The organism is Bradyrhizobium huanghuaihaiense, from assembly GCF_025200885.1.
Classification (GTDB): Bacteria; Pseudomonadota; Alphaproteobacteria; order Rhizobiales; family Xanthobacteraceae; genus Bradyrhizobium; species Bradyrhizobium huanghuaihaiense.
The window spans coordinates 8,541,990-8,561,338 of record NZ_CP104172.1; the positions used below are offsets into that span (position 1 = coordinate 8,541,990).

18 protein-coding genes and 1 pseudogene are annotated in these 19,349 nt (G+C 58.7%); 5 read left to right on the forward strand and 14 right to left on the reverse strand.

Annotation, left to right across the window (positions count from 1 at the left end):
* The first annotated feature begins 165 nt into the window (after window positions 1-165).
* Window positions 166-1,352 (forward strand): IS3 family transposase gene (locus N2603_RS39955; protein ID WP_260386094.1). Its coding sequence is split into 2 segments (ribosomal slippage): window positions 166-418 and window positions 418-1,352, totalling 1,188 coding nucleotides; the frame shifts between segments, so codons are not numbered across the junction.
* A 104-nt stretch (window positions 1,353-1,456) separates the two neighbouring features.
* Here the strand turns inward: N2603_RS39955 and N2603_RS39960 are convergent.
* The 4 genes from N2603_RS39960 to N2603_RS39975 form a co-directional block, all read right to left on the reverse strand.
* A complete protein-coding gene (locus N2603_RS39960; RefSeq protein ID WP_260386502.1) occupies window positions 1,457-2,116 on the reverse strand; it encodes a M4 family metallopeptidase in 660 nt (219 codons plus the stop codon).
* 93 nt (window positions 2,117-2,209) lie between these two features.
* Window positions 2,210-2,944 carry a PepSY domain-containing protein gene (locus N2603_RS39965; protein WP_260386503.1) on the reverse strand — a complete coding sequence of 245 codons (735 nt, stop codon included), beginning with the start codon at window positions 2,942-2,944 and terminating at the stop codon, window positions 2,210-2,212.
* A gap of 15 nt (window positions 2,945-2,959) precedes the next feature.
* Window positions 2,960-3,181 (reverse strand): hypothetical protein, encoded by a 222-nt coding sequence (locus N2603_RS39970; protein WP_260386504.1) that lies wholly within the window; start codon window positions 3,179-3,181, stop codon window positions 2,960-2,962.
* 30 nt (window positions 3,182-3,211) lie between these two features.
* Window positions 3,212-4,495: a M20/M25/M40 family metallo-hydrolase gene (locus N2603_RS39975; protein WP_260386505.1), complete on the reverse strand. Its 1,284-nt coding sequence runs from the start codon at window positions 4,493-4,495 to the stop codon at window positions 3,212-3,214.
* Window positions 4,496-5,686: 1,191 nt separating this feature from the next.
* Here N2603_RS39975 and N2603_RS39980 point away from each other — a divergent pair.
* Window positions 5,687-6,172 (forward strand): prepilin peptidase, encoded by a 486-nt coding sequence (locus N2603_RS39980; RefSeq protein ID WP_260386506.1) that lies wholly within the window; start codon window positions 5,687-5,689, stop codon window positions 6,170-6,172.
* A gap of 424 nt (window positions 6,173-6,596) precedes the next feature.
* Here N2603_RS39980 and N2603_RS39985 read toward each other — a convergent pair whose 3' ends face one another.
* From N2603_RS39985 to N2603_RS40030, 10 genes and pseudogenes are all read right to left on the reverse strand, one after another.
* A complete protein-coding gene (locus N2603_RS39985; protein ID WP_260386507.1) occupies window positions 6,597-7,241 on the reverse strand; it encodes a hypothetical protein in 645 nt (214 codons plus the stop codon).
* Window positions 7,238-7,798, reverse strand: a complete 561-nt coding sequence (gene gspM / locus N2603_RS39990; RefSeq protein WP_260386508.1) for a type II secretion system protein GspM — start codon at window positions 7,796-7,798, stop codon at window positions 7,238-7,240. Before gspM ends, N2603_RS39985 begins: the two co-directional genes overlap by 4 nt.
* Window positions 7,795-8,856 carry a PilN domain-containing protein gene (locus N2603_RS39995; protein WP_260386509.1) on the reverse strand — a complete coding sequence of 354 codons (1,062 nt, stop codon included), beginning with the start codon at window positions 8,854-8,856 and terminating at the stop codon, window positions 7,795-7,797. The genes gspM and N2603_RS39995 overlap by 4 nt, the downstream gene beginning before the upstream one ends.
* Window positions 8,857-8,858: 2 nt before the next feature.
* On the reverse strand, window positions 8,859-9,797 hold the full coding sequence (locus N2603_RS40000; protein WP_260386510.1) for a type II secretion system minor pseudopilin: 939 nt from the start codon (window positions 9,795-9,797) through the stop codon (window positions 8,859-8,861).
* Window positions 9,797-10,438 (reverse strand): general secretion pathway protein GspJ, encoded by a 642-nt coding sequence (locus tag N2603_RS40005; RefSeq protein WP_260386511.1) that lies wholly within the window; start codon window positions 10,436-10,438, stop codon window positions 9,797-9,799. Before N2603_RS40005 ends, N2603_RS40000 begins: the two co-directional genes overlap by 1 nt.
* A gap of 86 nt (window positions 10,439-10,524) precedes the next feature.
* The gene (locus N2603_RS40010; RefSeq protein WP_260386512.1) at window positions 10,525-10,935 is read right to left on the reverse strand and encodes a PulJ/GspJ family protein; all 411 of its coding nucleotides are present in this window, start codon (window positions 10,933-10,935) and stop codon (window positions 10,525-10,527) included.
* The gene (locus N2603_RS40015) at window positions 10,907-11,368 is read right to left on the reverse strand and encodes a prepilin-type N-terminal cleavage/methylation domain-containing protein (protein ID WP_260386513.1); all 462 of its coding nucleotides are present in this window, start codon (window positions 11,366-11,368) and stop codon (window positions 10,907-10,909) included. The genes N2603_RS40010 and N2603_RS40015 overlap by 29 nt, the downstream gene beginning before the upstream one ends.
* Window positions 11,361-11,819 (reverse strand): type II secretion system major pseudopilin GspG, encoded by a 459-nt coding sequence (gspG, locus tag N2603_RS40020; protein ID WP_260424378.1) that lies wholly within the window; start codon window positions 11,817-11,819, stop codon window positions 11,361-11,363. Before gspG ends, N2603_RS40015 begins: the two co-directional genes overlap by 8 nt.
* Window positions 11,820-11,894: 75 nt before the next feature.
* Window positions 11,895-13,106, reverse strand: a complete 1,212-nt coding sequence (locus tag N2603_RS40025; RefSeq protein WP_260386514.1) for a type II secretion system F family protein — start codon at window positions 13,104-13,106, stop codon at window positions 11,895-11,897.
* A gap of 9 nt (window positions 13,107-13,115) precedes the next feature.
* A pseudogene (locus N2603_RS40030) lies at window positions 13,116-14,766 on the reverse strand (GspE/PulE family protein).
* A 349-nt stretch (window positions 14,767-15,115) separates the two neighbouring features.
* On the opposite strand from N2603_RS40030, the gene N2603_RS40035 reads away from it, so the two are divergent.
* The 3 genes from N2603_RS40035 to N2603_RS40045 all read left to right on the forward strand — a co-directional run bounded on the left by N2603_RS40035 (window position 15,116) and on the right by N2603_RS40045 (window position 18,760).
* A complete protein-coding gene (locus tag N2603_RS40035; RefSeq protein WP_260386515.1) occupies window positions 15,116-15,391 on the forward strand; it encodes a hypothetical protein in 276 nt (91 codons plus the stop codon).
* A 785-nt stretch (window positions 15,392-16,176) separates the two neighbouring features.
* Window positions 16,177-18,381 carry a type II secretion system secretin GspD gene (gene gspD / locus N2603_RS40040; protein ID WP_260386516.1) on the forward strand — a complete coding sequence of 735 codons (2,205 nt, stop codon included), beginning with the start codon at window positions 16,177-16,179 and terminating at the stop codon, window positions 18,379-18,381.
* Complete coding sequence (locus N2603_RS40045) at window positions 18,371-18,760, forward strand: SEL1-like repeat protein (protein ID WP_311740840.1); 390 nt, start codon at window positions 18,371-18,373, stop codon at window positions 18,758-18,760. Before gspD ends, N2603_RS40045 begins: the two co-directional genes overlap by 11 nt.
* Window positions 18,761-19,349: the final 589 nt, after the last annotated feature.

The following is a 19,349-nucleotide window of genomic DNA, read 5'->3' on the forward strand; positions in this document are numbered from 1 at the left end:
AGTCAATTCGAAACGACCAAGCACAGGAGCCGGTGGAGGCGCCGGCCGCGAAGGTGACAACGCTTGCCCAGAAGCAAAAAAGCTGACAAGCTTGTTGGCTACTGACCTGCCACTGCGTATTTCCTCCAGAAGGAGTTAGAGTCCGGCCCGAAGAAGGACGGACAGATGAAGCGAGCAAGGTTCACGGAAGAGCAGATTATCGCGGTATTGAAGGAGCATGAGGCTGGGGCGAAGACAGCCGACCTGGCTCGCAAGCACGGTGTTTCCGAGGCGACGATCTACAATTGGAAGGCCAAATTCGGCGGTATGGACGTTTCCGAAGCGAAGCGGCTGAGGGCCTTGGAAGAGGAGAACGCGAAGCTGAAGAAGCTTCTGGCCGAGCAGATGCTCGATGCGGCCGCACTTCGCGAGCTCCTTTCAAAAAAATGGTAGGGCCCGCCGCCAAGCGCGCTGCGATCGCGCATCTGCAGGCCGTCATGAGCCTGTCGGAACGGCGGGCCTGCTCGATTGTGGGGGCGGATCGGAAGATGATCCGCTATCGCTCCAGCCGCCCGCCGGACGCAGTTCTGCGTGGCCGATTGCGCGATCTCGCCAACGAGCGGCGGCGTTTCGGCTATCGCCGGTTGTTCGTCTTGCTGCGGCGGGAGGGCGAGCCATCGGGGATCAACCGGATCTACCGGCTTTACCGCGAGGAAGGGCTCACCGTCCGCAAACGGCGGGCTCGCCGCAAGGCCGTGGGGACCCGTGCCCCGATCCTGGTCGAGGCGAGGCCGAACGCGCGCTGGTCGCTGGACTTCGTCCACGACCAGTTCGCCAATGGCCGACGCTTCCGCATCCTCAACATCGTCGACGACGTCACCAAGGAATGCCTGGGCGCCATTCCGGAGACGTCGATCTCGGGGCGGCGCGTGGCCCGCGAACTGACGGCAATCGTCCAGCGACGCGGCAAGCCAGGAATGATCGTGTCCGACCATGGCACCGAATTCACCTGCAACGCCATGCTCGCTTGGTGCAAGGACGCAGCCATCGATTGGCACTTCATTGCGCCGGGAAAGCCGATGCAGAACGGCTTCGTCGAGAGTTTCAATGGCCGGATGCGCGATGAGCTACTCAACGAGACCCTGTTCTTCGATCTCGATGACGCCCGCGCCAAGATCGCCAACTGGGTCGCCGACTACAATCTCCAGCGTCCCCACTCGTCGCTGAAATACCTGACCCCCGCGGCCTACGCCGCCCACCTCACCGCAACGGACGATCGGCTGCGCAACCCCGACCAGCTCCGCCGATCGTCCGTTGCTCCATCCGCGCCACTTGGCGTACAAAACCGCGAGACTCTAACTGCCGCTGGATGAAAATGCAGTGGCAGGTCACTACGAGAAGCATGCTTCGTTCACCAGGGCGCCGATTCCCTCCGGCCCGAACGAGATCTGGTCCTGGTCTAGGAAGCCATACGCCGTCAGTTTACCGAGCCGGCAGTGGTCCGGCCGGACTCACAGACCCAACGCGGTTTGTCTGCAAGCAAGCTCCCGGCGCCCTGGGATTCAGTCATAGCGCAACTAATCCCTACTTGATCAAATGCAAAGACGACATCTTTGGTGTCATACTTCAGTTTCTCCGCCGCCCGGAGTACCCCTTCGGCACCACTTTGAAACGTGGCGTTCAAAGTCCAGTAGTCTTGATTCGCGACAACAAACGTGTGGAATGATTTTCTGATATCCCAACCAGAGCGTTTCGATAGGATACAAAACACCTTGTTATAAATTCCACTGGAATAGTGAACGTTCAGTCGATCATCGTATTTGGAGACGTGGTCTATAGAGTGGCCATCCTGTGGCGGGTCGCACATATATCGCAACGACGTCCCAGCTTTTTGGGTAACATCCGCCCCCACGGTCAAGTCAGACCCCGATCTTCCGAATGTATCGCCATACTTCTGGAAGTAATAGGATTCGGCAGCTTCTCCTGCCATGTCGGAAAACGACTCATTCATACCACCTGACTGGTACTGATATTCGAGGCTCGAATTCTGCTCTGTGAAACCATGCGACACTTCATGGGCAACAACATCCAAGCCCACGAGAGGGTAGAACATCGCTTTCCCATCGCCAAACGTCATTGAACTGCCATTCCAAAATGCGTTTTCCTCATTCCTGGAGAAGTGTAGCGCAAATGCAGTTTCTGCTTCAAAGGACTGACGCCGTACCAGTCCCTATACATGTCCACAACAACCTTCCCGAAGAATTGGGGCATCATTGAGCGGTGAGAACGCGCCATTGATATCATCCCCTGCGTTGTTGTAACACCTAAACGCAAAAGGCTTGTTCGTACCGACTGCAGAGAAGTTCATGTGCTCGGTGAAAACATCTGGGCTATCCATTTGACAGGTGCTGCCCTGCTCGCTCACCTCGAAGGGCGGAACGGTTTCGCTTCCATAGGCGTACTGGCCAGTCTTGGCATTTCCGCCAGGCCCCGTTCCTTTTTGTGCGTGTTGTAGGTTTTCATAGGAACTCACCGTCTCGCCTGTGATAGCGTCGATAAACAACACAGGACGTGTCGGGCGTGGGCCTGCTATGCCGTCCCGAACAGTGGTAAAGAACGACGTGCGGTACACAAGCCGGGCCTCGCCGTTCTTTTGAACGAGATACACGAGATCGGCCTCTTCATTTTCGTAGCTGCTCGCGCGAAGCGTAGGAGAAGAGGAGAGCACAATCTCCTTAGCTTTTTGAAGCGCCTGCTGCTTGGTGATCTTCGCGGTCAGGGCCGGACCTAAATCGTAAGCGGCAGTTCCGCTTATGGCAACAATTCTCGTGCCATCAGCAGATCTTTCGGCAACGATCTGCTGGCCCCACACGGGAATTCCGTTGTGCTGCTGCTCAAGGCGGAGAGTGACGCCGGAACGGTTAGGCAGCGCCTTAAGCGACGAAGAAGTATCGAGCTCGAGCAATCCGGCCACGGAGGCCTAAGGTGATTTTCCTTGAGCTATTTCACCTAGGGGACCGGTTTGAGGTACAACCTTGTTCACCTCACGGATCTCGGCGGCGGTAGCTGACCCTAGCGGGGCACTCAATACAAAGCACGCCAGTGCGCGGATACGGTTATGACGCATGACACTCTTCTCAATCTCGATTAATCGCGTCGCTGCATTGAAATTAGCGAACGTAATTGCTGTGATCTGGCTCAACCTGCATATCCAATGTCATCTCTCCCATCATCAGTTGCGATAGCTCTCACGACCGTCGACGCCTTTTGCTATTTCGATCAGAAACTCAATTGCGAGTTTGGCGAAGCGGGCGGCTTTTGTTGCATCCAATTTGGAGACCACGTCCTCCGAGGTGTGAATGTATGGATTGCTCTTTTCGAGCGGAGCCTCGAACGGCCAGGCTGCGCGGATGCCATTTCGCGTCCACGAGGCATGATCAGAGCATGCGTAGCAACCCTTAGTTTCACCATGCGTGATCGCATGAGCACCAGAATGGTTGTATTCCTTTAGGAGCTTAGTGAGAAAACCATTGAGTTCGGGGCTGGTGTATTGGTTCACCAGGTAGATGTCCCGGGTGTCTCGGCCGGAATGGAAGCCGGTCATGTCAAACTGCAAGGCCGCAATTACCTTTTGCCCTTCTTTGCTTTCGGCCGCGTACCTGTCCGCGATTTCTGCGGAGCCTCGAAGCCCTGCCTCTTCGGCCGCGTAGGCCATGAACTTAATAGTCCGCTGCGGTTTGAATCCCGTTTCCATCGGCACACGAAGCGCCTCTGTGATGACCGCGACTCCGGATGCGTCGTCGTCAGCACCAGGCGCGTTCTCTTTGCGGTTCTCTTTATTCTTATTAATAGAGTCGATATGCGCGCCAATCACCACGACTTCATCCGGCCGGGACGCGCCTCGGATTGTTCCGATAACCGAGTTCTGAACCCAGCGGTGTGAAAATAGCGCGACCGTGAAGTCTGGACGCTCCTGTCCCATGCTCTCCCACTCTCTACGAACAAACTCAGCCGCTTCTTGCCCTTTGGACGTTTCGAAGTGTCGCGTCCCGAAACCTTGGAGCATTGTGATCATGCTGAGGATCTTATCGCCCTTAACCCGGTCAAGGGCGCGGCTCACGGTACTCTGCTGATCAAGCGTCTCCGGAAGGAGAGCTAAGTAGCGAAACCCGGGCTTATAAGCTGGGTTGTCCACCTCCTTGAGGGCTGCCTCGCGCGACGCGTGGACAGTGAAGCCGCCGCAGCGCGGGCATGCGCTGTGCATCCAATTAGAAAATCTGTCCAGGTCTGTTTCAGCGATGTCAGCAACCGACATGCCGTTAATTACTTGAAACGTGGGAACAACGAGATCGTCCGCAACTGATTGTCGGCTCGCAAGAGACCGCTGCGCGGCAGCTGCCACATCGTCGCCAGTGACGACCCAAAGCCTTGAGGATTGTGCATGAGCACAGGGACTGCCCACCAGGAACATGGCTAAAGCAGTTAGAATTGTCTTTGAGCGACTCATTCTTTTCATGTCTACTCCTTTTCGCCGACGCATGAGCATGCTGATGACGCAACCGCGCTACGCACCGTCACAGCAGCTGCCGGACAACCAGTCGTTCAGCGGTGACTCGCCGCCAGTGGTCTGAAGTTGATGTCCTTTGCGAGAATTGCTGTGGTCGTGCGAACAGAGCAAGCGACGTGCCAAATCGAAATTCCAACATTACGCGTGCTTCGTAGCATCTGGGTGCGTCGTAGCTCGATATTGGGTTAAACAGACAATCGGCACGGCTAGTGACCGACATTCGTTGCAGCGTTAGCGACGAAATCGCGACTATTAAGATACTGTGCAACCCTTGCCGCTGAGCGCACCGAATTGCAGGACCGAAAGCCGGCCGTGGGATCCCGGCGCCCATCAAGTTCTGTTGAAATGGAGAACCAAGCTAGCCCTGGCGCCATTCTCAAGGTCCGACACGAGCACAAAGCGGGCTACGCCAGGGCCTCGTTGTAAATGCGCGTGCGTTCAATAGATGGTCCCCGCAAATCGGGCTGCCAGCTACATTCTCCAGACGCGCCGCTTGCTGAGAGGAGGATGAAAATTGTAATGCGGCACTCCGAGTGCCCTGGATCGTTGTTGTTGTCGAGGCGGACCCAATCGAGACGAAACTATTCCCTTCGGCCCCGGCAAGGGCCTGCAGAGCGGTCGAGTAACCGTGTCGCTGATGTCGAATCTGGGTCGAGACTGCCCTTATTCGGTCAAGCCAGGAAGGCCGACCTGCGGTTAGCTGGTTTGTGTGTGACGAAACCGCCGCTCGCCCTCAGATGCGAATGAAGATCCAAAGAAGCGCGAAACGCGCCATCAGCGGGGATGAATACGGGAAGATCCTTGCTTGGCTGCTGCTCGCCACGGCGCTACGCATTCCCACACCGCTGTGCGCGCGGACTACCGTCACCCACCTTGGATCGTAGGCAACCGGTGTAAGCAGTGTCCCGCCTCAGTCATTGCATGCCGGTTGCGGTGCGGCTAAGTTCGCAGCATGCCTATGTGCATCGTAATTACTACTCTCATGGCGCTCACCTTTAAGTTCTGCCGAACCGACTCCCGATGGCAACGCGCGCGGTCTGGCACCCAGGCGCTCGGAAGCTGGATCGCCGCGGTCAATCTTTGTGGCCCCTGCTCGCATTGCAAGCCGCCACTCCATGTTGTCGTCATGCCGCACCGTTCGTGACAGACTTGACTGACACAATCTGTTACGCGCTGCTGCTGTTCGCGTGTGGATGGCTGATCTGGACCGATCTCCGCTATGCCATCATCCCTGATTGGATCAACGGCTTGATCGCAGCGCTGGGACTTGCGAGGACGTTTGCGACGGAGGGTGCTCTTGGTCCACTGATCGCGGGCAGCCAAGGCCTGATAATCGCTGCCCTGCTCCTGCTGTTGAGAGAACTCTACTTCCGTTGGCGCAGCATACAAGGGCTCGGCCTTGGCGACGTCAAGTTCCTGGCCGCCGCTACGCTTTGGACTGGACCATTCGACTTTCCGATTCTGCTGCTCGCCGCAAGCGTCGCGGCGCTGTTGGTCGTACTCTGTCTCCATTTTATCGGGCAAGACGTCACCGCACGAACGTCGATCCCGTTCGGACCATTTCTGGTCGTTGGCCTACTCGTTGTGCTCGCCGTGCAGACAGGTGTTGCAAGTATCCCTTTCTAGGCTGTCAATTACTCTATGTTCTATTCCCGCCAGGCAGAATACTAGCGGACATTCACAGCGGCACAACAACGCGCCCTGCTGCATCGCCTCTGCAACTCTCTGGCGCAAGAGAGGTCACATAATCACGAAAACTGATGTCAACGGCGATTGCGGGATTCAGGGATACGAAGGGGTTTTCGGGATCCCGAGCAACAGCATGCTCACGACTAGCTCCTGGACCTTGACGAATTATCGCGCTTACCAAGGATCCGGCCGAGAACGTCGTCACGGCACAGGCGAGTCCAACTCGCCGAATGCGCTCGGGCATTGAATCCATGCAGCGGAGAAGCGTGCAAAGGCAACACGCTTTCATTCCACGACTTCGTAGATTGACAGTAAGACGTAACGCAGGCTTGTTTCGAGGACCGGTTGTTGGATCGGACCACTACTGCAGTTGTCGAGGTCCCAGCTTCTGTTTGGGGGTCGTCGAGTTCAAGGGTGATAGCTGGATCTCTCCCTCACTTCCTTTTCCAGGCTGGGGCATAGACATGATTGCCCTCTTGGAGGAGTTTTCCAACATCACCTCGCGAGCTCGCACCTCGCGTAGCACCCAGCCATCATGCTGTTCGCCGACGCTCATTCGAAGCGACAGCTTGCTGGACTGATTGATGAAGATCCCAAAGCTCTCGAAACCTCCCACAACCGTTCCAACCAACGAGAGCGCCGGCTTCTCCGGTCTCTTGGAGGACAGCGGAGGCACGGGCACAGTGGCAACCGACGTCGACACGAGGACCGGCGCCCGTCGTGAGGGCGAGAAGATGGGACGATCCCGGGTAGCGGATAGCCGGGTCAACGGAATCCCCCACAAGGGATTGGCACCGGATGCCGGCTCTTTCGGCATCGAGACCGAGTTGATGGTCAATGAAGAGGGCTCAGGCTTGTCGACTCCTGCCCCACCCTCGCGCTGCCCTAACGAATCAGCGTCCGTCACTTCCTCGCTTTTCACAGCCGCTATGGCCGCGCAGACCGACTGGTTTGTTATGGCCAATACGACGGCGGCTAAAAGGATCATTACGATAGGACGCATCATTTGCGTTCCCGCCATTGGCCCGACACCGTCAGCGAAACGCGCAGCTTTCCTGGCGGGGTGGTCGTGACGGTCAACGTCTCGACCAAGAGTTGCTCCACAAAGAGGAATGGAAGACCGGCTTCCAGATCATAGAGCAGTTGCTGCAAGGCTGGTTGTTCGATCTCGCAACTCGTCACCACACTAATGAAGCCTGCTTTCGAATGGTTACCCTGCAGTTCGACCTCGGTCGACAGAACGTTGCCCCCGGTTTTTGTGACGGCGCCCACCACCCTTTGCAGCAGTGCAGCGCCTGCAACTGTCACAGTCTTTCCTTCGAGAAAAGCCGAGCCTTCAGGCCCGGTGAGATTAGGCTCGCCGCGGCGATCAGGCCGAACCGCTCCTCCCTCGAACTGAGCCAATAGCTCTCCAGCGTCGTGGAGCTGGTCATATCGCGCAAGTAGATCGGTGATGGCGCTTGCGATTACCCAGAGGAAAGCGAGAACTACGATACCATAGCCTAACGCGGCTGCGGCAGGTGATGACCGAAATGCCCTCCGACAGAGAGCGGATCCCCTCATGTGCTTTCCTTGAAATAGGCATTCACATGAACCTCGATGTGAAATCGCTCGCCGGGCTCGTTCGATGATCTGGTTGTCGGTGCGAAGAATGCGGCTCGGCTGAACTGCGGTGACTGCTCGATCAGCTGAATCAGGGTCGGGGCGTCCTGAGTCAGACCAATCAGTTGCAGCCGATCACCCTCGACACGCAACTTGGTGATATATGTACCATCGGGCAGGATGCTCGAAAGATGATCAAGAACCAAGACCGTCGCCGGCATAGTGTGCTTACGCTGAGCGAGCAGCGCGCCGGCAGTTGATGCAGCCTCGCTCGGATCGTCCTTGACTGCTGCCCGCTGACGCGCAATCGTGCTGCGCAGTTCTTGCAATGCTCCGTCTGCTTTAGTGCTGAGCACCATGGTTACTATCAGCACCGATGCAGTCGCAGCCCCAGCGCCGAGCAGAAAAAACCTCAGGAGCTTCGCAAGGTCTCGGCGACCGGAGATTGCCGACCGAAGACCTGCGCTGAAAAGCGTAATCGGATGCAAGGACAACTCGCTGTGTGTATGGATCGCGACTGTGGCAGCTCCGACATGATCCGCGAACTGGACCAGCGGCTCTATCGTGGCACGCGACACTGCTGCTAGAATGAGGCCGATGCGCTCCTTGGGTGCCGACTGAGGTTCACTAAAACCAAAGAGCGCCTGTTCGGCACGCCAGGGCGTTAGTCGATCGATCTGTGAACGGATCATTCCGTTTAGAAATGGTTCTGCCTGCTTTGGAAAGTCGAGCTGCCGAACCAGAACTTGGTTTGGGGTGAGGTAAATGTCCATTGCGCACCCGCGCAGGACCCCAATCCAGTTGCTCGGCAGGGTATGGTCGCCGGCCAGCCGAACATGGGCATTCTCGGGCTGCAGCTTGCGTGCGGAGTGCTGCAGCAGTTGTAGCGTCAGCCCATCCGCTCCGTCGTGGCAAGCGCTTACCCGACGGCGCCGGTGGATACGGTTCGCCATCGCTTCAAGGGCGCTAGCCACCACGGCACACCAGGCGGTAAGCGCCGTTTCCATGTCACTTCCCATCTTCATGCCCCACGGCGCGCGCCGCGCGCGTCCTGTGTTTGCGTGCCCTCGTCCTCGTGCGACAGAACTCGATAAGGCAATTTCCCCTCGCCCAATTCAATTACAACCACCGACGACCTCCGCCGGCCATCGGCTGCCTCTAATGACACGCGCAATCTCCACGCGTTGCTCTTTCCCGCGATGACCCCGGCACTTGCGGGCACCAGCGCCTGCGCAATAGCAGCCGGATCGGTGGATAACGCCTCTCGTGAGGCGAGGAAATCCTTCAGGATTAGCGGCGTCATTCCCGGAACTGAAGCGACCACCTCCGCGGGGGCGGCCAAGATGTCTATCCCAGGCGAGCCGCTGAAGACGGTGACAAACGGCATCACTCGGTCAAGCAGCCAGGATGGCGGCCCCAGCACTAGCGGTAGCTCGTCGACATGGACGAAGGGGGCCAGCCTCGGTCCATATTTACGTCCCGCCGCTGCATAAAGCGCCTCTTCCGATCGCGCAGCCGCCTTATCCACCGGATTGGTACGCCACGATACCACTCTATCGGCATAATCCTGCGCCGCTTCGGCGTCAGCGCCAAGGATATTGAAGAGATTGGCGATCATCTCCTTCGGCGCGGCATTGAGATCGACTCGGGCAGCCTCGGTTAAGAACGAGACCGTTACAACGTCACCGCCGATCCGGATGCTGAATCCACCGCGCCTTGGCCGCTCTTCGCTTTTCGCCATGAGCAACTGATACGCTGCTAGCTCAACGCCGGCAGCGACCAACGCTTCCGCTTGCAGGGCGTCATCATCAATCCGCAAGACTCGCGCCGAGTTCGAAAGGTAGTTTGAGAATACCACGATGAGCGCGGCCAAGGCTGCTAGAAACCACAGCACCGCCACCAGGATGAAGCCATCCCGAGGGCCAGCCTTCCGTGACGATTGCCCTTTCGATTGCAACATCAATCGCTCCGCGCGCCACCGAAAGCGGCCTTCGAGCCCGGCTGCGGCTCGTCCGGCCTCGAGCTAACGCAGTCCCTCTCGTTTTCAATACATGCTGCAGCCGGAGCATCTACATGAATCCGGACCACCCGTGACATTATGGCTAATCCGCCCCGACTACGATCGAGAATAGTCAAGCGAACGGCAGCAGGAAGCCGACCCGCCTCATGCCAATCCGGCCTCCAAGCAAGGCTCGCATCCGCATAGGCAAAGGACAGTCGGAAGGGAGGAGTAAGCAGTACCACTCGATCGGTGAAATGAAGAGTTTCGGAAAGTGAAACGCCAACGGGCAACGGTGTGAAGGGAGTTCGCGAGCGCACGAGCGCAACATCGGGTCTGATAGCAGTTTCGCCAATCTGGACGATGTCAAGGCCGGGCCCGACATTCGGTCCAATCGCCTTGCGAACAAACGTTACCCCCAGCTCTCCCCCTTCAAACAGAGGCCGCGTCTGGTCGCGATTGGACGGGACAAACTCCGCTGCAGAAAGATCGTTGGCTATTCGGCGCAGCGCCACGCCGAGCATCTCCGCGCGTTGAACACGATTGACGCCGCGATTCCACGCCGGAAACCATTGCGACGACACCGTCGCGAGCAACGACATCACGAGCTCCGCGACAGCAAGCGCAGCCAGGGCCTCAATCAGGGTGAAACCGGCTCGCTCGTCACGATGTTCTGATGCCGCACACATCATCTTGCAGTCCGCGCCAGTCGCACTGTGCGCACATCGACGACGGCGCCCGATGCCGAACGGAGACGCAGCTCCACCATGCGAGGAATCCAGCCCGCCTGACCAGCGGCGACGTCCCAACCCGTTCCGATCGGCGCAACCAGAACAGTCCACTCGCCGGAGGCGGACGCACCGCGCAATGTACCCAGTAGCAACCGATCACGGTCGGGAATTGCGGTGGCAAGAGCTGCGCTCACCTCTTGGATGACTGAGACCCTCTCCTCGATCTTACGAACGGCACGCATATTAGTTGATACGACACTGCCAATTAACCCAAGTGACAGGCTGAGCACCGCGAGCGCGACCAGCATCTCTATCAGAGTGAAGCCAGCGTCACTCTCTTCAGTCTTTGATGACGGAACGAGAGACAACCTCAATCCTCCCAGTCAGCCAGTCGATCCTGATCTCGACACGCAGGTCAGCCCGCCAGAGCACAATCGCACCACCGCAGGACAGGCCGTCCGGAAAGAAACTGATCGTCGATAAGACCGGACGTTGGTTGCAGCTGCGTGGCAATATCGCCTCGAATTCAACGTCGTCCGGCACCTTGACAGCAGCAGAGCTGGCGCCCGAACGAATGGCCCGGCCTGGCCGATCAACCATAGTATCCACCCTGACGCCATCGCCGATCGACATCGCCCGGTCAGCTTTCAGGATCGAGGCGGCCGCAAGAGCATAGGCCTGCAGCCTTGCCTTGGAGGTCTGCCGCGGCACGAACGGCAATAGCACGGCCGCGATCATTCCGGTGATCGCGAGCATGCAAACCACTTCCAGCAATGTGAAGCCGCGTTGACCATCATTCATTGCGCGCGCTCGTCTGCGCACCGAGCATGATGTCGGCAGCCGTGCCGCTACCTCCCTCCTGACCGTCGGCGCCATAGGATATAATCTCGTATGGCCCACGCTCGCCCGGGGAGCGATACACATAAGGCGTACTCCAGGGATCGGCGGGAATCGCGCCACCTCTCAGGTACGGGCCGTTCCAGGCCGTAATGCCGGCGGGCCGGCTCGCCAAGGCTCGTAACCCTTCGGATGCCGTGGGATAACGACCCGCGTCCAGATAAAAGAGGTCCAGTGCGCTCGCGAAGCTCTGCAACTGGATCTTAGCTGCCTTGACCTTGGACTCTCCGAGATAATTGAGGACCCTTGGCCCGATCAGCCCCATGATCAGGCCTGTGATGGTGATCACAACCAGCATCTCGACCAAGGTAAATCCGCGCTCGCCTTCGGGGGCCTCCACTGGCATACGCCACATAAGTCTCGATTGGTATGCACGACGTTCCGCGACCGGCTGGCATTCTGTTGTCATGCTGATCTCCTCTGCGCTTCGTCAGTCGACGAGCTGCGTGACGGAAAGCAGCGCCGTCATGACCGAAACGATCAGGCCTCCCACGACAATACTGATCGTCAGTATTGCGGCTGGCCCGACCATTCCCAAGACACGATCAAGGCTGCGCTGAAGTTTCGCTTCATAGAATTCCGCGATTCGGCCGGCCAGCACCGGCAACTCGCCGGTCTCCTCGCCCAACCGTAGCATGCGAACGGCCATGGGCGGGAGGACGTTGGACTCTGCCAGCGCTTGCGACAGCTTGCCGCCGTGCCGAACGCGATCAACCGCTTCGATCCAGGGGCCAGGAGACGAGGTCACGGACATCACGTCGACGAGAATGCGCTGAGTTGCGGTGAGATTAACGCCACACTCCAACAACAGACCCAAGTTCCGACAGAACAGGCTCGTGCGGTGGAAGACGAAGATTCTGCCAATTCCAGGCAGCGTTGCAAGCGCAGCGACGATCGAAGCACGCACCTTGGTCTGCCGCATGAGCCACCAGCCCCCGGCCAGGACGAACGCGCCTGAGGTCAGCAGCAAAGCGCGGTTAGCTCGCATCAGATCAGAGGCTTCCATGAAGAAGCCAAGTGCCGGGTCGGCGCGGCCGCCGAAATCGCGCAGCACTGATGAAAATTGCGGCAACACAGCCAGAATGAAGAACAGCATAACGCAGCCCGCTGCAAGCAAAACGAAGATTGGATAATGCATGGCATCACTGAGCTTCCGCCGAGTTGCCTCGGTCCGATCACGCTCCGCCGCGAGAACCTCGAGGACTTGGCTGAGCGTGCCAGAGGCTTCACCGACCTTCATGAGTGTGCTATACATTGACGGAAACAGATCAGGTTGCGCGGAAACTGCGTCGGTAAAGCTTTCGCCGCCGAGAACGGCCAACCGCAATCGTCTAATCACCGGCCGCAGCCGGCCGACATCGCAATCGCCTGACAGCAGATCAAGAGCGTCATCAAGGCGCGCTCCTGCCTTCAGAAGCAGCGCAAGGTCGCGCGTGAAACTCGTGACCTCCGCGTATGAAGGGCGATTAGGCCAGAATGCGCGGCGAAATACCGACGCGGAACGGGCCTCCTCCACGGCTTCAATCGGTAGCAGATGCAGAGATGAAATTCGGCGCTCGGCCTCTGCTTGCGTCGATGCGACCAACGAGCCGGCAACGATCTCTCCGAACTCGGTCAACGCTCGATAGCGAAAACTTGGCATAATCCTGATTCAGCGTGTAGCAACAACACGAAGAATTTCAGCGGGAGCTGTGATTGCAGCGCGGCATTTCGCAATCCCATCGTCCAGCATCGTCGTCATCCCCTCGCCAATCGCCGCGCGATCGATTGCCAGCCCATCGGCATTATCGGCGATCAGCTCACGCAAACCGCTGCTGAGTTCGAGGAGCTCAAATACTCCGATCCGACCGCGATAGCCGCTGTGGCCGCAGCGTGCGCAGCCCCGCGGCTGCCACATGATTTCCCCTGCAGATAGTCCGAGGCGGCTCACTCTGGTGTCCTGGCTCTGTTCATCCTCGCCCCACGGTGTCGGCGCCTTGCAATGCTCGCAGAGTTGTCGCACCAGCCGCTGTGCGATGACGCCGCGCAAAGTCGATCGCAAAAGGTAGCCTTCCACACCGAGATCAAGCAGTCGCGGCACGGCCGCCGCGGCCGTTTCGGCGTGCAGCGTCGTGAGCACAAGATGTCCCGTGAGCGCGGCATGGACGGCCAAATTCGCCGTCTCCGAATCTCGGACTTCACCGACCATGATCACGTCGGGATCCTGACGAACAAAGGAGCGGAGTGCACTCGCGAAAGTAAGCCCGATGGCAGGCTTGATTTGCGACTGATTGATCCCGGGGATGTCGTATTCCACGGGGTCCTCGACCGTCAGGATTTTCCGTTCTGGCACATTGAGCATGGACATTATGGTAGCGAGAGTTGTCGTTTTGCCGCTGCCAGTCGGCCCTGTGACCACAATCATGCCGTGCGGAGCCGTGATCAGGCTGCGCAGAACAGCCTCATCGCGCTCGGAAAGGCCGAGACGGTCTACTGCAAGCTGGGAGCGGTCCTTCGGCAGAAGGCGCAGAGCCGCGGACTCGCCATACTGCGTCGGCATGATAGCAACACGCACGTCGATCTCGCGACCGACCCGAATTCGCGCAGCTCCGTCTTGCGGCAGCCGTCGCTCCGCAATGTTCAACCCAGCAATGATCTTGATGCGAGAGATGACTGCCTGGGGCAGCACACCCGCTGGCGGCTGAATGGCACGAAGCAGCCCATCGATCCGCAACCGAACCGTAAGGCCCATTGAGAACGGCTCGATATGAATGTCACTAGCGCGCATTTCGAGGGCTTTTTCGATCAGATCGGTGACCGCGCGCACGACGGGCGCGCCGCTCGCCAGGTCGCGCAGACTTTCGATATCGTCATCGCGTAGCTGCTGAACGGCGGACTGCCCTCTCTTCCGCAGCCCCGAGCTTCTGATCGAGACAGATAGCAATGTCCTCTATCGAAGCTACCTTAAATGAGGTCGGCCCCCCGAACACCAGCTCCGCGGCTCTACGCGCGGGCTGGTCGGTGGGATCCGCCATGGCAAAGACGGGTGTGCCATCCGAAACGCGGTGAGGAAAAGCGACCACTTCGCGAAGAAAGGCTGGCGAAAACTGGTCGATTGCAGGAGCGGCCGCCATCATTTCCTGCAGCGTAATACGTTCGAGACCAGAAAAGCTGGCGGCTTCGTCGGCAAATGACTCTGCCGATAGGTCAAACATCTCCCAAGTTTTCGTCGGCCGCTCACCGGTTTGAGCGTCGCCCTCCGGGTGCGCCGAACACATGCGCCGGAGATGCTCGATGAATTGCATTGACGATGTACCGCACATAACATGATCCGCGCCCAGGGGTCGGCATCGGACCCGAGTCGACTCGTCAAACATCTCTGGCAAGTCACATGCCAAATTGTGAGAGACGCTGACATCGGCGCGCAATGTTGTTTAGGCAGATCGTCCGACGGGGAGCCGCGCGCTTCATCGGCTCGAATGCGATAGTGTTCGACTACGAAGGTCTATAATCCGCCAGCTCCGTCGCGAACGCGACATTCAGAGCGGCGCCATGTCGCCCCTGCGGGTTGGTACAGTCCTTGCTGAAGACTTAAAGCTGGGGCGGCCCTGAGACTCTGACCGGTTGGCTAATTTGACTGGGGCCGCTCCGCCGAAAGTGACAGAGGGGAGAATGACCCAGAGCACGAGACGAACGATTGATGCGGCGCTGAATACAAACATCGCGGTGGGGGACTGCAGAGGCATGCAACAAGAGGCCAATCTGACGCAACGCTATCAGTTGCATCCGAGGCAACGAAAGCAGCAACTTCTGGAGCCGGTGGCCCGCAGGTTCGAGACCGGCAGCGGCGAGTACGACGCAACAATCATGGAAAGCCGCTGGTCGCCGGCACTGCTAGTTGCTCGGTCTTGTCCGCTCAAGCGCCTATGGGCCGCCACCCGTCGCTGACCAGGCGACCATCCGCCGCTGATGCGGCGCATCGATGAACGTTCACGAGTTGCCACGGCTACTTCTGGACGACATCTGTGGCGCTCGGACTGAGCCTTCGACCCCGGCGACCGCGGGCGAGTGAGGCGCGTGGTCAAACCAACCAAAACTTGAAACGCTATCCGCACGAGGCCCATCGTTTGGAGAGGCGTTGAGCTTCACCCCCCGGTGGCGAGCGCCAACGGCACGTCTTCCTATACCGGCACTTGGATACGTGGGCCTATGACGCTTGGCCACTCAAAGGGTACAAGATAATGACTGCGACGAACTACACCGCAAACTGGGCGCTCGCCGCAACTTTGAGCTCTTCTTGCCATTGCGCATCTTCAGGCTTGCCATCCGGCTCTTCAGTAACGTCGATGTGGGCGGAGCGACTTCAACCGCATCAAATACTGCAACGGGCAAACAGATCATCCATTCCACCGCACTTCAAAGGCGACGTGGGCGGGCAACCGATAACAGGATGAACCGGCCGGACATAAGCGATCGAACTCGTGCTTGGGCAAGATAAACTTGGTGGCGAGATCACCCGCCCTCCGGCGCAATGGCTCCAACTTCAAACGATTGGGTATCGAGATCAAGTGGCTAATCGCGGCGGATCGGCGCACCCATCTTGCCGGCTGTCCTGCGCGGGATAGTAAATCTGCCGCGGAGCTCCAAGCCACATCCATCATTAGCCTAAGTGGATCAGCAATCCAGCGAGTCTTCCAGTAAGTCGCAGTCAGTGCAGTGGAGTCGCGCGCAACATGCTGCTTGTCGCGGCAATGTTTCTGTTCGCTTCATGTAGCATCGTCACGAACGGCACACCCACGACAGCACCCGCTGATTTGGAGGTGCTCGACAAAGTCCGATCGCTCGACATCCTTCCGCGCAGCGAACAGCCGATCGCGCCTTTTCAAGCATCGCCTAACTCAGACGGTGTAGCAAGCAGCGCCTATTCGGGTTCAGAGATCTCCGAAGCCACGGAGGTGCGGCCGCAGCAGACCCCAAACGGTCCCGGCTACGATCTGAACTTCGAGAACGTGCCCGTCGCCACTGTGCTAAAGGTGATGCTCGGGGACATTCTCGGTCTCGGCTATACCATCGATCCACGCGAGCAGGCCACTGTCAGCCTGGCGTCCGCACGACCGGTGCCCAGATCTGACATCGTTTTCGTCCTCGAGAGCGCGCTGCGACTTTCCGGCCTTGCACTGGTACGCGATACGGGCGGATACAAAGTGACGCCCCTTGGCAACGCCACTGGAGCCGGCCACGTCGATGCTGATGCTCGTCGTTCCGAAGCCGGCTATGGAGTGTCAGTGGTACCGCTGCAATATGTTGCAGCGAAAACCATCCTCAAGCTGATGGACAGCTTTGCAACCCGCGCGGGAAGCGTACGTGCGGACCCCACGCGAAACCTGCTTCTGATCCAGGGGACCGGACCTGAGCGGCGAATCGCCGTCGAAACCGCCCTTAGCTTCGATGTCGACTGGATGAAAGGCCAATCGGTAGGCATTTATCCCATCCGCAATTCCGCGCCAGAGCCTCTGATCGCAGAGCTCGAGAGTATCTTGGATTCCGGCGACAACGGGCTCAGTCATGACCTTGTGAAGCTTCTAGTCGTCTCCAGGTTGAACGCCATCATGGTCGTAACGCGCAAGCCGCCTTTGCTCCAGACCGTAGCGACTTGGATCCATCGGCTCGATCGTGCAGACTCGGCTCAAACCGGGGTTCGTGTCTATCGTGTCCGCTATAGTGACGCCCGCCACTTGGCCAAGGTGCTGAACCAGATGTTCGTGGGCAGCGCCTCGACGTCGATCGACATCACCGATAAGGAGGTCACTCGCACGGCTTCGGCTGCCGAACGGCTATCGGCCAATACGTCCGCGCCGTCCCCCAGCCTGTCCACCCCCACGTCGGGCGGCAACGGCGTAAGTAACTCCTTCCCATCAGGCTTGAATTCGAACGCAACGGACGCCAGCGGTGGTCTTGATACCCCAACTGGGAGCGGACCGCCGGTCATGCCCAACGTACGGATCACCCCTGATATCGTGAATAACTCTGTCTTGATCTATGCCAGTCGCGAAAACTATCGGATCATCAGTTCCACCTTGAAGAAGCTCGATCAACCCGTGCTGCAGGTCGGCATCGAGGCGACGATTGCGGAAGTAAAGCTCACGAACGAGCTGAGTTACGGTGTCCAGAGCTATCTGACTAGCAAGCAGCTTGGATTGAAGGCCGACCAGGGCTCTATCCTTACGTCGACTTCGACCAGCGGCGCAGTGAGTATGGCAGCGAACGCGCTGCTAAATCGCGTTCCGGGCTTCAACTTCCTGATCGGATCGGAGTCACAGCCGGCGATTATCCTCGATGCGCTGCACGGGGTGACCAGCGTCAATGTGTTGTCCAATCCGTCACTCGTTGTCACCAACAACCAGCCCGCAACCCTTCAGGTGGGCGATGTCGTTCCGGTCCAGACTAGCAAAACGAGTTATCCATCGCAAAACGGCGCTGTGGTTAGTACTATCGACTACCGCAACACAGGCATTATTCTTCGCGTTGTGCCGCGTATCACCACAAGTGGCCACGTCAGTCTCGAGATCGAACAGGAGATCAGCCACGTATCCTCGGCCGGTTCAACCGAGCTTACGCCGACCGTGTCCCAACGCAGGGTGAAGAGCGCGGTCTCTGTGGCAAACGGCCAAACCGTGGTCCTGGCCGGACTGATCAGTGAAGGCCACAATGGGAAGCGCAGCGGCATTCCGCTACTTGACGAGATTCCCGGCCTTGGCGATGTGTTTTCACACCAGAGAAAAACGGGGGAGCGGACGGAGTTGATCATCTTCATTCGACCCCAGATCATCCAGACCGGCAGCGATGCGCATCAGCTGGCAGAGGAGCTACGTTCGAAACTTCGCGGTGCAGTCGGCGCGAGCATTACAGATGAATTGCGTGTCCGCAATGTCCGCTGATCATTGTCATATCCCGCTGTTGGCTCGACGCGACATCATCTGGTTCGTGCTGGCGCAAATGATGCCTCTGCTTGTCGCGTTGGCGCCAACACGCGCAGACGGCATTGCATCGGCAAGGAGCACTTGTGCACATGGGGACTATCAGAAAGCAGTCCGCCAGCTCACCCCATTTGCCTTATGCGGCAACGCGCAAGCACAGGCGATGCTTGGTTTCATGGACGAAAACGGATTCGGCGCACCAAAGGCGTACGATGCTGCCGTCGGCCTATATATTCAGGCCGCGAATGCCGGAATTCCATTTGCCCAGGCGTGCTCGGACTGTTGTATGACAAAGGTCATGGCGTTCCGCAGGATGTCGTTCTCGCCTACAAATGGATGAAAATTGCGGCAGCTCAGGCCCGCAGCGCTCAAAGGGATTATTTTTTCCGCTTGCGCAAGGCGAGTGCCTCCAAAATGTCGACGAATCAGATCGCGCAAGGTCAGGCATGCGCGGGCTTGGACACGGTCCATGGTCAGGCCGGACGCGCAGCTCCCCTTGCAGTTCTGCTGGCCGGTCTGATCCGCTGCAAGCCGCGCCTGGATGGACAATGGCGGGGCCCACTGCATCGCCTTCGGACTGCGCGTCCATGACGCCATCGAGGAAGCACTGCTTGGAGGCGTCGGTCCGGGTGCTGTCGCTGCCGCAACCGCTGCCGCCAAGGGAGCCAGGGAACGGCGCGATCAGGTACGCGATGCCCTCAGTTGCGACCTCGAAGCGGCGCGCTATGCCGCCGACAGGGCTTTCCGGCAATACGACGCCGCTGATCCCGCGAACCGGCTGGTGGCCAGTGAGTTGGAAGCCCGCTGGAACAGAGTGCTCGCTCACGCGGCGGAGGTTGAGGCCAAGATCGCCATGCATGATGCGGCGATGCCCGCCCCCCTTGCTGATCCGGCCTCGCTCGGCGTTCTGGCTTTGAACCTCAAAACGG